The sequence below is a fragment of the Rhodococcus sp. 4CII genome (assembly GCF_014256275.1).
In the GTDB taxonomy this organism is placed as follows: Bacteria; Actinomycetota; Actinomycetes; order Mycobacteriales; family Mycobacteriaceae; genus Rhodococcus_F; species Rhodococcus_F wratislaviensis_A.
Genome location: NZ_JACCFE010000002.1, coordinates 11913 through 24554 on the forward strand (window position 1 = coordinate 11913; position 12642 = coordinate 24554).

Annotated in this window: 13 protein-coding genes and 2 pseudogenes; 10 read left to right on the forward strand and 5 right to left on the reverse strand. The window is 66.9% G+C overall.

The window, feature by feature from the left end:
- Window positions 1-58: 58 nt before the first annotated feature.
- From H0B43_RS00920 to H0B43_RS00930, 3 genes are read right to left on the reverse strand one after another with little or no spacing between them, the layout of a single operon-like run.
- Window positions 59-811, reverse strand: a complete 753-nt coding sequence (locus H0B43_RS00920; RefSeq protein WP_185730475.1) for an alpha/beta fold hydrolase — start codon at window positions 809-811, stop codon at window positions 59-61.
- Complete coding sequence (locus H0B43_RS00925) at window positions 812-1285, reverse strand: nuclear transport factor 2 family protein (protein ID WP_185730474.1); 474 nt, start codon at window positions 1283-1285, stop codon at window positions 812-814.
- Between the two features lie 33 nt (window positions 1286-1318).
- A complete protein-coding gene (locus H0B43_RS00930; protein WP_185730473.1) occupies window positions 1319-2239 on the reverse strand; it encodes a VOC family protein in 921 nt (306 codons plus the stop codon).
- 160 nt (window positions 2240-2399) lie between these two features.
- On the opposite strand from H0B43_RS00930, the gene H0B43_RS00935 reads away from it, so the two are divergent.
- The 7 genes and pseudogenes from H0B43_RS00935 to H0B43_RS00960 all read left to right on the forward strand — a co-directional run bounded on the left by H0B43_RS00935 (window position 2400) and on the right by H0B43_RS00960 (window position 8609).
- Window positions 2400-3299 (forward strand): hypothetical protein, encoded by a 900-nt coding sequence (locus H0B43_RS00935; protein ID WP_185730472.1) that lies wholly within the window; start codon window positions 2400-2402, stop codon window positions 3297-3299.
- Window positions 3296-4009, forward strand: a pseudogene (locus H0B43_RS41175) (HpcH/HpaI aldolase/citrate lyase family protein); the annotation flags it as partial. The gene H0B43_RS00935 and the pseudogene H0B43_RS41175, both read left to right, overlap by 4 nt.
- A 72-nt stretch (window positions 4010-4081) precedes the next feature.
- Window positions 4082-6067, forward strand: coding sequence for an acetoacetate--CoA ligase (locus H0B43_RS00940; protein WP_312034155.1), 1986 nt, complete (start codon window positions 4082-4084; stop codon window positions 6065-6067).
- Window positions 6067-6861, forward strand: coding sequence for an enoyl-CoA hydratase/isomerase family protein (locus H0B43_RS00945; protein ID WP_185730470.1), 795 nt, complete (start codon window positions 6067-6069; stop codon window positions 6859-6861). Before H0B43_RS00940 ends, H0B43_RS00945 begins: the two co-directional genes overlap by 1 nt.
- 27 nt (window positions 6862-6888) lie before the next feature.
- Window positions 6889-7068: a hypothetical protein gene (locus H0B43_RS00950; RefSeq protein WP_185730469.1), complete on the forward strand. Its 180-nt coding sequence runs from the start codon at window positions 6889-6891 to the stop codon at window positions 7066-7068.
- Complete coding sequence (locus H0B43_RS00955) at window positions 7065-7322, forward strand: DUF3263 domain-containing protein (protein WP_397517532.1); 258 nt, start codon at window positions 7065-7067, stop codon at window positions 7320-7322. The genes H0B43_RS00950 and H0B43_RS00955 overlap by 4 nt, the downstream gene beginning before the upstream one ends.
- Window positions 7323-7424: 102 nt before the next feature.
- Window positions 7425-8609, forward strand: coding sequence for a thiolase family protein (locus H0B43_RS00960; protein WP_185730467.1), 1185 nt, complete (start codon window positions 7425-7427; stop codon window positions 8607-8609).
- 682 nt (window positions 8610-9291) lie between these two features.
- Here H0B43_RS00960 and H0B43_RS00965 read toward each other — a convergent pair.
- On the reverse strand, window positions 9292-9708 hold the full coding sequence (locus H0B43_RS00965) for a DUF4345 family protein (RefSeq protein WP_252190381.1): 417 nt from the start codon (window positions 9706-9708) through the stop codon (window positions 9292-9294).
- A 26-nt stretch (window positions 9709-9734) separates the two neighbouring features.
- Complete coding sequence (locus H0B43_RS00970; RefSeq protein ID WP_185730466.1) at window positions 9735-10310, reverse strand: TetR/AcrR family transcriptional regulator; 576 nt, start codon at window positions 10308-10310, stop codon at window positions 9735-9737.
- A 134-nt stretch (window positions 10311-10444) separates the two neighbouring features.
- On the opposite strand from H0B43_RS00970, the gene H0B43_RS00975 reads away from it, so the two are divergent.
- The 3 genes and pseudogenes from H0B43_RS00975 to H0B43_RS00985 all read left to right on the forward strand — a co-directional run.
- Window positions 10445-11359 (forward strand): alpha/beta fold hydrolase, encoded by a 915-nt coding sequence (locus H0B43_RS00975; protein ID WP_185730465.1) that lies wholly within the window; start codon window positions 10445-10447, stop codon window positions 11357-11359.
- Window positions 11356-12357 (forward strand): NADP-dependent oxidoreductase, encoded by a 1002-nt coding sequence (locus tag H0B43_RS00980; protein WP_185730464.1) that lies wholly within the window; start codon window positions 11356-11358, stop codon window positions 12355-12357. The genes H0B43_RS00975 and H0B43_RS00980 overlap by 4 nt, the downstream gene beginning before the upstream one ends.
- A 71-nt stretch (window positions 12358-12428) precedes the next feature.
- Window positions 12429-12641 (forward strand): annotated as a pseudogene (locus H0B43_RS00985) (alpha/beta fold hydrolase); the annotation flags it as partial.
- Window position 12642 lies beyond the last annotated feature (1 nt).

The following is a 12642-nucleotide window of genomic DNA, read 5'->3' on the forward strand; positions in this document are numbered from 1 at the left end:
ATCGTCGACGCCGGAGGCCGGGCCACCTGATGGTGGCCCGGCCTGTCGGCGGTGTGCGCTATCCGGGGTGCGCCCGCACAGCGGTGGGCAGCTCGGGCGGGGCGGCGCGTCCGTGGTGCAGGAACGTCGCCGCCTGCGCCTGCAATCGCGGCGAGTGGGGTGTCGAGACGTGATCGACTCCTTCGAGGACCAGGCCGGTCAGGTGCGGGAGCGCCGCGCTGACCTGATCCGCCGCGCCGGCGATGACGTCCTGGTCGCCGACCACCAGCAGGACCTGGGCGCCGATTGCGTGCAGTTGGTCTGCGGTGAGCAGGGACGGGGGGCGCTCGATGGCGGCCGCGAGGGCGCGGGGGTCGTTGCCGGATGCGAGCGCCTCGGCGAGCACCGGGCGCAGTGCGGCCGGGGTGTCGTCGGTGATTCCCGCGTGCAGGGCCTGCGCCACCGCGGCGCCGTTTTCCGGGCGCAGCAGATTGTCCCCGACCCCGGCGATGACCAGTCGCCGGAACCGCTGGGGCTGCTCGGCGGCGAGCTGGAGCAGGAGTTTGCCGCCGAGCGAGAACCCGACCCCGTCGACGACGGTATCGGCCGGCAGGTGCGCGGCGAGTTCGTCGGCCATGTGCGCGTACTCGCCGCTCTCGTGCGGGGCACGGGCGCTCCCGTGCCCGAGCAGGTCCACGGAAATGATCCGGCGGCCATCCTGCTCGAGGGTTCGTTCGAGGTCGGAGCCACCCCAGGTGCGTTCGTAGGTGCTGCCCCACCCGTGTACGAGGACGACGGGTGGGGTGCACGTGTGGTCACAGGCCACGTTCATTCACTTCCTGCCGAGAAGGACCGAGTCATTGTCCTGCGCGACGAAGACCGCTTCCAGGACGCGGCGGCGGATCAGCCAGTTGCCGCCGGTCCTGACGAAGTCGTCGACGACGTCGCAGATCGCCGACGGCGAACCCAGCTCCAGGGGCGCAATCCCGTTCCGGGCGAAGAGGGTCAGGGCGTACGTGGCGGTGACCCGGGCGTCGTCGTGGTGGTCGGTGACGAGATTGGACACGAGGTGACGCGACAGGCGCGGCCCATGGGCCTGGCGTGCCGCGTACCCGCGTACGATCTCGTCCCGGCCGGTCATCGTCACCGCCGGCATCACACACGCCCCGTCTTCGGTGTACAGCAGCTCGCTACCGATCCCGGCGGCCCGGTCGACGTTCCACCAACTGCGGTACACCGCCTGCGCGATCACGGTATGACGATTCGACTCGGCGGCCGCCGGGTCGTGCGGAGGGTCCGAAGACATGCACTTCTCCTGAGGGAAGGTGAGGGGACGGGGTCAGGAACCGATCGTCATGAACGACTCGGGCATGTTGTACGCCCACCCGTTCATGATCTCGGGGAACTTCTCGGGGCTGGTCTCGCCGATGTAGCCCGGGTCGTCGTCCTCGAATTCGTTCATGCCGCAGCTGAATTCGTTGCGGTTTCCGGTCGGGTCGAAGGCGTAGGCGAAGTTGTTGGTGCCGAAGCCCTGGGTGTCCTGCGGGATGCCGCCCATGTGCCGGCCCGGCCCGAACTCCCACCGGTTGCCCGTTTCGGTGAGCCGGTCGCTGAGCCGGAAGTAGTGGTTGCCGTCCTGGACGGCGAACGCGACGTGGTGCAGCCGGTCCCCCGGGCGCTGCGCCTGCATGTAGGCGAGGTCGTGGTCGAGCTTGGAGGCGCGCAGCCAGGACGCCGCCCACTTGCCGGCGATGGTCAGTGCGAGGGACTGCTTGAAGCCCAGGACCATCTTCATGAACTCGGAGAACTCCTGCGGATCCCCTTCTCCGAGAAGGTTGATGTGGTCGATGTCGGTAGGAATGAACGAGCCGTCCGACTGGAAGTTCGTCACCCCGGCCCGCCGGTCGCCGTCACCGACCACGAATTCCATCCGGTGGCCGCTGGGCAGATCGAAGCCGAGGATGTCGCTGTGGCCGGGGCGGTCGGCTTCCTTGTACCGCTTGTGCGCCACCCCGTTCTTGTCCAGCCGCGAAATGATTTCGTCCAGGTCGTCGGCGTGGTCGACGCCGAACGCGAAGCTGTCGATGCTCTGCCCGCCGTCGATGAGCGTGAGATCGGCGTCGGTACCCGAACACGCCAGCAACGCGCGATCGGCGTTGCGGTCCAACACGGTCAGCCCGAGGACACCCTCGTACCACTCCAGCGCCTGACCCAGGTCCTTGACCCGCACGGCCGCGTGGTCGATCCGGTTGATTGCCATTTGTTACTCCTCGGAAGTTCGTTGACACGTTGTGAGCACGATCACCTATACTCAACACACGAATCGTATACACACTTTGGTAGGGCTGTAAAGGAGCGATCCGAACTCGGATCGCAGCGAGCCCTCCGTGGTTTCGCGGCACCGACAATGGAGGTAAGAGATGTACGCGGCAGATGACGTGCGGTCGAAGCTCGCGGGCGGCAAGCCGCAATCGCAGGGCCCGCCGGCTACCGGTATCCGAGCGGCGCAGTACCTCGAGTTTCGGGATTCCGAACCGGACGAGATCACCACGAAAGGCTCCAAGACCTGGGTCTTTCGCAGTCAGAACCTGGCCGTTCTGTTCACCGACGCCGTCGCCGGCGACACATTTTCGCGCGAGCAGGACGACGAGTACGTCGCCGTGCTCTACTCCGGCAGCGCGCCGATCCGGGTCGCCGCCGCCCACGACAGCGCCGAGGTCACCGAAGACGCCCTGGTGGTGATTCCGCCCGGTCCGAGCACCATCGAAGCGCTGACCGACGGGCCGGTCATCCGGTTGATCACCACGCAGAACGACGTCGCGGCCACCGCGAAGAACGCCGCCGCCTACACCGAACGGGACCCGCAGGTCGCCGACTGGCAGCCGTGGCCCGACCCCGTCGACGGCTTCCGGCTGCGGGTCTACCCGCTCGCCCAGACGCCCATCGCCGAGGGCAGGTTCGGGCGGATCTTCCGCACCACCAACATCATGGTGAACTTCCTCGCCGAGGAATCCGCGCCCCGGCCACCGGCCAAGCTCTCGCCCCACCACCACGACGACTTCGAGCAGATCTCGCTCGCCGTCACCGGTGACTACGTCCACCACATCCGCTACCCGTGGGGACCGGACTCGACCGAGTGGAAACCCGACGAACACACCCCGGTCGGTTCCCCCTCGGTCGCGATCATTCCCCCGCCCACCGTGCACACCAGCCAAGGGGTGGGCCCCGCCCAACAGCTGATCGACATCTTCTCCCCACCTCGCCAGGACTTCTCCGATGCCGGTTGGGTTCTCAACGCAAAGGACTACCCGACCCGATGATCACGACCCACACCACCAGCGGTTTCCGTGCAGGCCTCGAACGAGACAACCATCTTCCGCTCGGCACCTGGATCAAGCTTCCCGCCCTCGAAAGCGTCGAACTCGTCGCCGGCGCCGGATTCGACTTCGTGGTGATCGATCTCGAACACAGCCCCCTCGACCTCGGAACGGTGTACGCGCTCATCGGGATCGCCAAAACCTCCGGCCTGTCCCCGATCGTCCGGATACCCGCCACCGACACCGGACTCATCCAACGGGTGCTCGACAGCGGCGCGGACGGACTGATGTTCCCGCACATCGACTCCGCCGACGAGGCCCGCAGCGCCGTCCGAGCCATGCGGTTCCCACCACAGGGAACCCGCGGAGTCGGGAACACCAGCCGCGCCGGGCAGTGGGGCGCCCTCGACCGGAACGAATACCTCCGGTTCGGTAACGAGGAAGTCCTGTGCATCGCCCAGATCGAAAGCGCGGCAGCAGCACTCGTCGCGGGTGACATCGCCGCCGTCGACGGTGTCGACGCCGTCCTCATCGGTGCAGCCGACCTCGCCGTCAGCGAAGGGCACACCGAAACCGATGCCCCGATCGTCGAATTGATCGCCAAGGCCATCGCCGCGGTACGGGCCGCGGGAGTGCCGGTCGGCAACGCCGGGGCAGCCACCGAGGAGGCGGTGCGCGCCACCGTCGACGCCGGCTACGACTTCACCATGCTGAGCAACGACGCCACCCTGCTCGGCAGCGCCGCACGGCAGGCCGTATCCGTCGGTCGCCGCGCCTGCGGGAGTATCGACGGGTCGCCGCAGACCTGGTACCCCACCCGTGAGCGCACCGAGAACGCCAACGTGGAGGTCTTCCGCCGCTGGCTCAAGGCCAATCGGGGTCTGGACTTCGACGACTACACCGCACTCCAGCGGTGGTCGGCGACCGACATCTCACAGTTCTGGGGCGCATTGTGGGCGTACTTCGACATCGCTGCCGACTCCCCCTACGACCAGGTGCTCGTCGACGAGACCATGCCCGGCGCCCAGTGGTTCCCCGGAGCCACCCTCAACTACGTCGATCAGGCCTTCGCGCACCGCCACCGTGATGCCGTCGCCGTCATCGACGAAAGCGAACCCGGCGGCGCCGGTCGCCGCACCCTGTCCTGGGCGGAACTCGAGCGGCAGGTCGGTGCCGTCGCCGACACCCTGCGCCGGTCCGGAGTAGGACACGGTGATCGCGTCGTCGGATACCTACCCAACATCGCCGAAGCCGTCGTGGCGTTCCTCGCCACCGCCAGCCTCGGCGCGATCTGGGCCTCCTGCGGACAGGACTACTCCGCCCCGGCCGCTGTGGACCGCCTCGGTCAGCTCGAACCGAAAGCCCTGATCGCCGCCGACGGCTACCACTACGGCGGCAGGGCCCACGATCGGCGTGAGGCCATCGACTACCTCCGATCCCACATTCCCTCCCTCGACGCCACCATCGTCATCCCTCGAATCGGACTCGATACCGCCGGACTCGCACCGATCACCACCTGGGCCGAGGCCACCACCGGTGACACCGCACTCGAGACCACCCCCGTCGCCTTCGACCATCCGCTGTGGGTGCTGTTCTCCTCCGGCACCAGCGGACGCCCCAAGGGAATCGTCCACGGACACGGCGGCGTGGTGCTCGAACACCTCAAGTCCATGTCCTTGCACCTCGACATCTCCCCCGGCGATACCTACTTCTGGTACACCTCGCCGAGCTGGATGATGTGGAACTTCCAGGTCGCCGGCCTGCTGGTGGGCGCCACCATCGTCTGCTACGACGGCAGCCCCGGCTTCCCCACCACCGACACCCTATGGGCGCTCGCCGACCGCAACCGCGTCACCCACCTCGGCACCAGCCCCGCCTACCTGCAGGCCTGCGAAAAAGGACAGCACTCCCCCACCGCCGAGCACGACCTCTCCACGCTCGAAACGCTCGGCGTCACCGGCTCCGTGCTCCCCCCGGCCTCCTACCACTGGGTCGCCGAACACGTCGGATCCAACGTCCAGGTCGCGTCGATGACCGGCGGCACCGACGTCGTCAGCGCCTTCGCCACCGCCGTCCCCACCGTGCCCGTCCAGGCCGGGGAAATCCCCGTCGTCTCGCTGGGCGCGGCACTGGAAGCCTGGGACGAGGACGGCAACGCCCTCGTCGGCGACGTCGGTGAGATGGTCCTGACCAAACCGATGCCCTCGATGCCGGTGCACTTCTGGAACGATCCCGACGGCAAGCGGTACCGCGACGCGTATTTCGACACCTACCCCGGCGTGTGGCGGCACGGCGACTGGATCACCATCAGCGACCACGGCAGCGTCGTGGTCCACGGACGCTCCGACTCCACCCTCAACCGCAACGGCGTCCGGATGGGCAGTGCCGACATCTATCAGGCCGCCGAGAAACTCCCCGCGGTCCGGGAATCACTCGTCATCGGAGTCGAATACCCCGACGGGACCTACTGGATGCCGCTGTTCGTCACACTCGCCGACGACACCGTCCTCGACGACGACCTGACCCGCACGATCTGCGACACCATCCGCCGCGACGCCTCACCCCGGCACGTGCCCGACGAGATCCTCGCCGCGCCCGCGATTCCGCACACCCGCACCGGCAAGAAGCTGGAAATCCCCATCAAACGACTGTTCCAAGGCGCACCCGTCGACGCCGTCATCGACCCCCAAGCCGTCGACGACGCCACCGCCCTGCAGTGGTACATCGACCTCGCCGCCAGGCGAAACCGGACCTCGGAGGACACGCACTGATGGCACATCTCACCCACGAGCGCATCGCCTTCGCATCCGACGGTGCGATCGCCCGCATCACCCTTCACCGCCCCCAGCACGGCAATGCCTTCGACCTCCCGATGGCCGAAGACTTCCTCGAAGCCGCCGAACGAGTCCACGACGCATGTACAACCGGTCTGCGAGTGGCGGTCCTCGATGCCGAGGGACCGATGTTCTGCGTCGGAGGCGACCTGCAGAGCTTCGCCACCGCCGAGGACCGCAGTGCCCTGATGGACCAGGTGACCTCCACGGCGCACCGCGCGATCGAGTTGCTGACGACGGCGCCGGTACCGGTGGTCACGATCGTCCAGGGAACCGCCGCAGGTGGGGGCATCGGCATCGTGCTCACCGGCGACATCGTCATCGCCGCCGACACCGCGAAGTTCAAGATGGCCTACACCGCAGCGGGACTGAGCCCCGACTTCGGCAGCACCTGGCGCCTGACCCGCGATCTCGGGCTCGCTCGTGCCCTCGATCTGACCCTGACCAACCGCGTCCTCACCGCCGCCGAAGCACAGAGCTGGGGGCTGATCAGCCGGGCCGTGGCCCCGGACACCCTGCCGCAGGAGGCCGAATCCGTCATCGAGCAGTTGGCGGCAGGACCCACCCGGGCCTTCGCCACCTCGAAACACCTACTCCGAACGTCCGCCGCCCACGACTTCACCACCCAGCTCCACCAAGAGGCCGCGGCGATCACCACTCTGGTCGACGAACCCGCCGCGCACGAGGGAATAGACGCGTTCCTCACCCGACGCACCCCGCAATTCACCTGACACCCCTTTTCGAACCAGGACCGACCCATGCCCACACTGATGCTCGACGCCCTCGTCGCCGCCGCCGCGGTCACCCTCCGACTGTGCCTGCCCGAATCGGTCCGGGTCTCGATGACCGGCCTCTCCCGTCCGGCGGAGAAAGTTCGAATGTTTCCCCTGTTCAGCGTCGGATATCTGTCTGCCGATGACTCGTGGGCACAGCGATGACACGGCGAGCGCTGAGCACTGCCACGGCGGTCCCCGATCCCCTGACGCCGCAGGAGCGGCGCGTGCTCGAGTTCGCACGAACGTGGGCACCATTCGGGGAGCCACCCGACGGCGAGATCTTCGTCGAGTTCGGAGTCGATCCGACCCGCTTCTACCGCGACCTCCTGCGCATTCTCTCGACCCACTGCCCGTCCTGCCTGCTCGCACCCGCCGAACGCTCACAGGTGTTGCAACTGGCGAACAACCACACCTGACGGCCGGTCGTCGTCTCGCACATAACGCCGACCGCGACCGCGCACAGGTCAGCGCACACACTCAATTACCCCGCCGCACAATCCACTACAGATCGGATCTTCATGACCTCCCCTGACCGCATCCTGATCGTCGACGGCGCCCGCACACCCGTCGGCAGCTTCGGCGGCGTCCTCAAGGACGTACCCGCCCACGAACTCGGTGCGACCGCCGCGACGGCGGCCCTCGACCGCGCCGGTGTCACTCCCGACGCCATCGGCGAGGTCGTGATGGGCTGCATCGGCCAGGTCGGCCCCGACGCCTACAACGCCCGACGGGTCGCCCTCGCCGCCGGACTCCCGAAATCCACCCCCGCGTACACCGTCAACCGCCTCTGCGGCTCCGGCCTGCAAGCCGTATGGTCCGCAGCCATGCAGATCCGCTGGGGCGGACTGGACATCGCGCTGGCCGGCGGCGACGACAGCATGTCCCGGATGCCGTTCTACGACTTCAATGCCCGAGCCGGCTACAAACTCGGAGACCGCGCACTCGTCGACGGCACCGTCGGAATGCTCACCGACCCCTTCCACGGAATCCACATGGGCGTCACCGCCGAGAACGTCGCCCGCAAATACAACGTCAGCCGCCAAGAACAGGACGAGTTCGCCCTGCAATCGCAACACCGCGCCGCCACCGACGCCGCGAAAGCCGCCTTCGCCGAGGAAATCACCCCCGTCGAGGTCGGCGGCCGCCGACCGGCCACCATCACCACCGACGAGCACCCCAAACCCGAGACCACCCTCGACACCCTCGGCACCCTGCGCGCCGCCTTCGAAAAGGGGGGCACCGTCACCGCAGGAAATTCCTCCGGCATCAACGACGGCGGCGCCGCCCTCGTCCTGGCCCGCGAATCGACCGCACACGAGCGCGGCCTGACCGGGCTGGTCACCCTCGAGGCCGTCACCACCTCCGCTCTCGAACCCGACGTGATGGGCTACGCCCCGGTCCTCGCCCTGAAGAAACTGTTCGAACAGACCGGAACCACCCCCAGCGACATCGACACCATCGAACTCAACGAAGCCTTCGCCGCCCAGGCCGTCGCCGTCATTAGGGACGCCAAACTCGACCCGGACAAGACCAACCCCTACGGCGGCGCCATCGCACTCGGCCACCCCGTCGGCGCCACCGGAGCCATCCTCACCCTCCGAGTCGCGAAGGATCTCGTCCGACGCGACCTCGAACTCGGCATCGTCACCATGTGCATCGGCGGCGGCCAAGCCCTCGCCGCACTGCTCCGCCGAGTCCACTGAACCCACCCCTCCCCACGACACCGTTCATACAGGCAGGTGTCGTGCATCCCGTGCACGCTGTCGCCGACACCGGGGGACAGCGTGCACGGACGCGTAGCGATCGCCAGCTCCGTTGCACAGAGCAGGTCGCCCCACTATCACAGGTTCGACACTCGACATGGGCGGGCGCATGCCGGCGTCACCGAGACCCCCGGCACCGTCGCGTCTCAGGCGATGTCGGGGTGGGCTGCACACACCGACGCGGCATGTCGCCCGCTGCGATGCACATGCAGTCCGCGGTCCGAGATGTGTTCGTCCACCCCCGCCGACCCTGCGCATTCGGTGGAAGCGCGCCGGGGCGAGGGCGGCGGTGCAGGCGCAATACGCCCTCACTCAACGACATCGCGCCGTGGGTGGGATCTCCGTGGTGTCGGTCTTCCGCGGGAGGTGGTTCCCGACCTGCTCGCCCGCTCCAGCATGGGTGCCGGTCCGCGAAGGCATGCGGTAACAGGCGGAAGACGTTAACCCGGCGGCCTCGTTCATGCTCCGCGGCGAGGTGTCGTCCAACTGCGCGCGCCGCGAGTGGGACGACGACAAGTATGTGTCGGTGCGACTACACAGGCAGCACTACGGGGCCAACACCGTCCCAATTGAGACGGAATCCCGAGACGCACTTACTCCCCGCCACCACCAAACCAGCTCATTATCGAGAACCGGCGCCCTGAATTGCGAAACGCCGTCGCCAAGCCAGAATTGCCGGCACGACGCCGACCTCGAGCCCAATGGCAACCATCCCGACGGGATGCGGACGTCCGGCCTGCTTCCACGACCACAGCCGCGCCAATCCCCCCGCGAACACTGCCGCCAAAGCAGCGGTGACCGCAGGCGAATCCTCCACCGCACCCAATCGAGAGAGGATGATCGGACCGACAGCAGCCTTGAACACGTTGGCGTATCGGAGCTCTCCGTCGATTACCGCAGAAACCTCGGGTATGTGCCCGGGTACTGCATCCGCACCCAACAGAACCTGCTGCACCCCGCTGATGGTCGGGACCAACGCCATGAGCCCGAGGGTCCACTGCATGCGGGTTCGGGTGCGGTCGCGCGTGGTCGTTGTCATTGACGTCTCTTTCCCAGTCGGTTGCTTCATTTATCGAGTAGGCGAAACGCGGTCGTGAGCCCGGCCGCGAGAATTTCGTTGGACAGCCTCGGGTCCGACACCGCCCGCGACAACTGCAGGGTCCCGATCAGGCTCGACATCAGGCCTATCGCAACCGTGCGCGCCGCGGCCGTATCGTCGATGTAAGTACGACTTGAGACGATGGCGATCATGGCCGCGAGTCCGTCCGTGAACGATTTCTGCACAATCGGTTTCGACCGACTGATCTCGCTGAGCAGGGCAGCGGACGGACATCCGTTCTCACGCTGGTCACGATGACTCGCCGACAGATAGCCCTCGATGTAGGACTGCAACGAGTGGCCGTCGTCGGGTAGCGCCCGCAGAGTATCCAGCTGCTTCGTCAGCTGATCGGCCAAGACCACCGCGACGAGTTCGTCCTTCGACGCGAAGTGCGCGTAGAAGGCGCCGTTGGTCAGCCCGGCGTCGGACATCAACGCACTGACCCCTGCCCCGTCGATCCCATCCTGCTTCAGACGTCGACCCGCCGCCTCCACCACTCGAGCGCGCGTCTGCGCCTTGTGCTCGCTGCCGTATCTCGCCATGTCGATGATCCTCCGCACTGCCGCGTCCTTGCCCTACCGAAGTCTATCCGATAACCTTACGCCCATAATAGTATGAGCGTACTTCAATCGAGCTCTCACAGGCCAGGCTCACTTGCTTCGGATAGAGGACAGACATGGCAACCAACCACGGTGCACCAGCCGACACCCGCACCTGGACCACGGTCCCGACAAAATCCGTCCTCGCAGGCGGCGTGAACTTCGCGTACCGCGAGCTCGGCCCCACGGGAGGCGTGCCGGTGGTGTTCCTGCACCACTTCGCCGCCGTCCTGGACGACTGGGACCCCCGCATCATCGACGGCATCGCCGCGCATCACCACGTCATCACGTTCGACAACCGCGGCGTCGGCGCGACCGACTCGAAGGTCCCCGCCGATCTCGAGCAGATGGGACGTGATGCGGTTACGTTCATTCGAGCGCTCGGTCACGACAGCGTCGACCTTCTCGGGTTTTCTCTGGGCGGTGGGGTAGCCCAGATGGTCGCCCTGCAGAATCCGACACTGGTTCGGCGAATGGTGTTGGCAGGAACCGGCCCACGCGGCGGCGGCGGTATCGACCACATGGGCAGGATCGTCGGCCTTGCCTACCTCAAAGCCGCCCTTGCCCGCAAAGATGCCCGACACTTCCTGTTCTTCCCACGCACGACCGAAGGCAAACGCGCCGCCGACGCCTATTTCGCCCGGCTCGCCGAACGTGTCGTCGACCGGGACACACGCATTTCGATGCAGGCCCGCCTCGCACAGTTGAAAGCAATCATGGGCGGCGGGCAGGCAGCACCCGACGACCTGTCACAGATCACCGCGCCGGTGTTCGTCGCGAACGGCGACCACGACCTCATGGTCGCCAGTGAGCACTCCGCCGACCTCGCGCGGCGTCTTCCCAATTCGCAGTTGACGATCTACCCGAGCTCGGGACACGGCGGCATATTCCAATACCACCGCGAATTCGTCCCGGAAGTGCTCGCATTCCTCGGCGATGAGCCGCACACCGCCGCCGCGTCCTCCGCGACCAACACTGGCGATCAGTCGTGAAAGCCTTCGCCTTCGCTGCGTACAAGCGGCCGCTGCAGGAAACGACCGTGCCGGAACCGATCGTGGGCGACCATGACGTACTCGTCGAAATTCAGGCAGCCGGCCTCAACCAGCTCGACGAGAAGATCCGCATCGGCGAGTTCAAACAACTGCTCCACTATCCGACGCCGTTGACTCTCGGACACGATCTGGCCGGTACCGTCATCGGAGTCGGCGCCCGCGTTCGACAGTTCTCCGTCGGCGACGAGGTCTACGCGCGCCCCCGCGACGGCCGAATCGGCACCTTCGCCGAACGCATCGCCGTCCACGAGGACGACCTGGCGCTACGACCGACGTCGATCAGCGTGGTCGACGCCGCCTCACTCCCCCTCGTCGCGCTCACCGCCTGGCAAGCTCTCGTCGACAGAGCGAATGTGCAACCCGGGCAGAAAGTTCTGATCCACGCCGGTGCGGGCGGAGTCGGGTCGATCGCGATCCAGCTCGCCAAGCATCTCGGGGCGAGCGTCGCCACCACTGCCAGCGGACGAAACACCGACTTCGTCCGAGAGCTCGGCGCCGACGTCGTCGTCGACTACCGCACCGAAGATTTTGCAGACGTTCTCGACGGGTACGACGTGGTCGTCGACAGCCTGGGTGGGGACAACCTCGAAAGATCACTGCGCGTGCTCCGGCCGGGCGGCAAGGCAATCGGTATCGCCGGCCCACCCGACCCTACGTTCGCCCGGACCGCCGGCGTCAATCCGATCGTTCGTCTCGCGATCACCGCCCTGAGCCGCAAAATACGCAGACAAGCCGCGAAAGCGGGCGTGAGCTACGAATTCCTTTTCATGCGTGCCAGCGGTGCGCAACTACGCCGCATTGCGGAACTCGTCGACCACGGCGCGATCCGTCCGATGGTCGGACGAACGTACCCCTTCCATCAAACACCGGAAGCACTCACGGCCCTCGCCTCGGGTGGCCTCCGCGGCAAAGCCGTCATCACCCTGCCCACCGCCTGACCTCGCAGCCCGGAGACCACCCCATGAGTACCTCGAACAACCACGCCGCCGCCTACGCGTCAGCGCCGACAAAGACCACCCCGTCGGATCTATCACGCATCACCGCCGACACCCTCATCGCCAACGGCGACCACGACCGCATGGTCCCCACCCCACTGTCCGAAGATCTACGACGCCGCATCCCCGGCTCCGAACTGATCATCTACCCCGACTCCGGCCACGGCGGAATCTTCCAATACCACGACAGGTTCGCTCCGGTCGCCGTCGAGTTCCTCGGTCACTGAA

Excerpts from the sequence above, each read along its gene's own strand:
- H0B43_RS00955 (WP_397517532.1), top strand. The coding sequence starts at position 7,065 with ATGACACGGCGAGCGCTGAGCACTGCCACGGCGGTCCCCGATCCCCTG.
- H0B43_RS00960 (WP_185730467.1), top strand. The coding sequence starts at position 7,425 with ATGACCTCCCCTGACCGCATCCTGATCGTCGACGGCGCCCGCACACCC.
- H0B43_RS00920 (WP_185730475.1), bottom strand. The coding sequence starts at position 811 with ATGAACGTGGCCTGTGACCACACGTGCACCCCACCCGTCGTCCTCGTA.
- H0B43_RS00925 (WP_185730474.1), bottom strand. The coding sequence starts at position 1,285 with ATGTCTTCGGACCCTCCGCACGACCCGGCGGCCGCCGAGTCGAATCGT.
- H0B43_RS00945 (WP_185730470.1), top strand. The coding sequence starts at position 6,067 with ATGGCACATCTCACCCACGAGCGCATCGCCTTCGCATCCGACGGTGCG.
- H0B43_RS00930 (WP_185730473.1), bottom strand. The coding sequence starts at position 2,239 with ATGGCAATCAACCGGATCGACCACGCGGCCGTGCGGGTCAAGGACCTG.
- H0B43_RS00950 (WP_185730469.1), top strand. The coding sequence starts at position 6,889 with ATGCCCACACTGATGCTCGACGCCCTCGTCGCCGCCGCCGCGGTCACC.
- H0B43_RS00975 (WP_185730465.1), top strand. The coding sequence starts at position 10,445 with ATGGCAACCAACCACGGTGCACCAGCCGACACCCGCACCTGGACCACG.
- H0B43_RS00935 (WP_185730472.1), top strand. The coding sequence starts at position 2,400 with ATGTACGCGGCAGATGACGTGCGGTCGAAGCTCGCGGGCGGCAAGCCG.
- H0B43_RS00965 (WP_252190381.1), bottom strand. The coding sequence starts at position 9,708 with ATGACAACGACCACGCGCGACCGCACCCGAACCCGCATGCAGTGGACC.
- H0B43_RS00970 (WP_185730466.1), bottom strand. The coding sequence starts at position 10,310 with ATGGCGAGATACGGCAGCGAGCACAAGGCGCAGACGCGCGCTCGAGTG.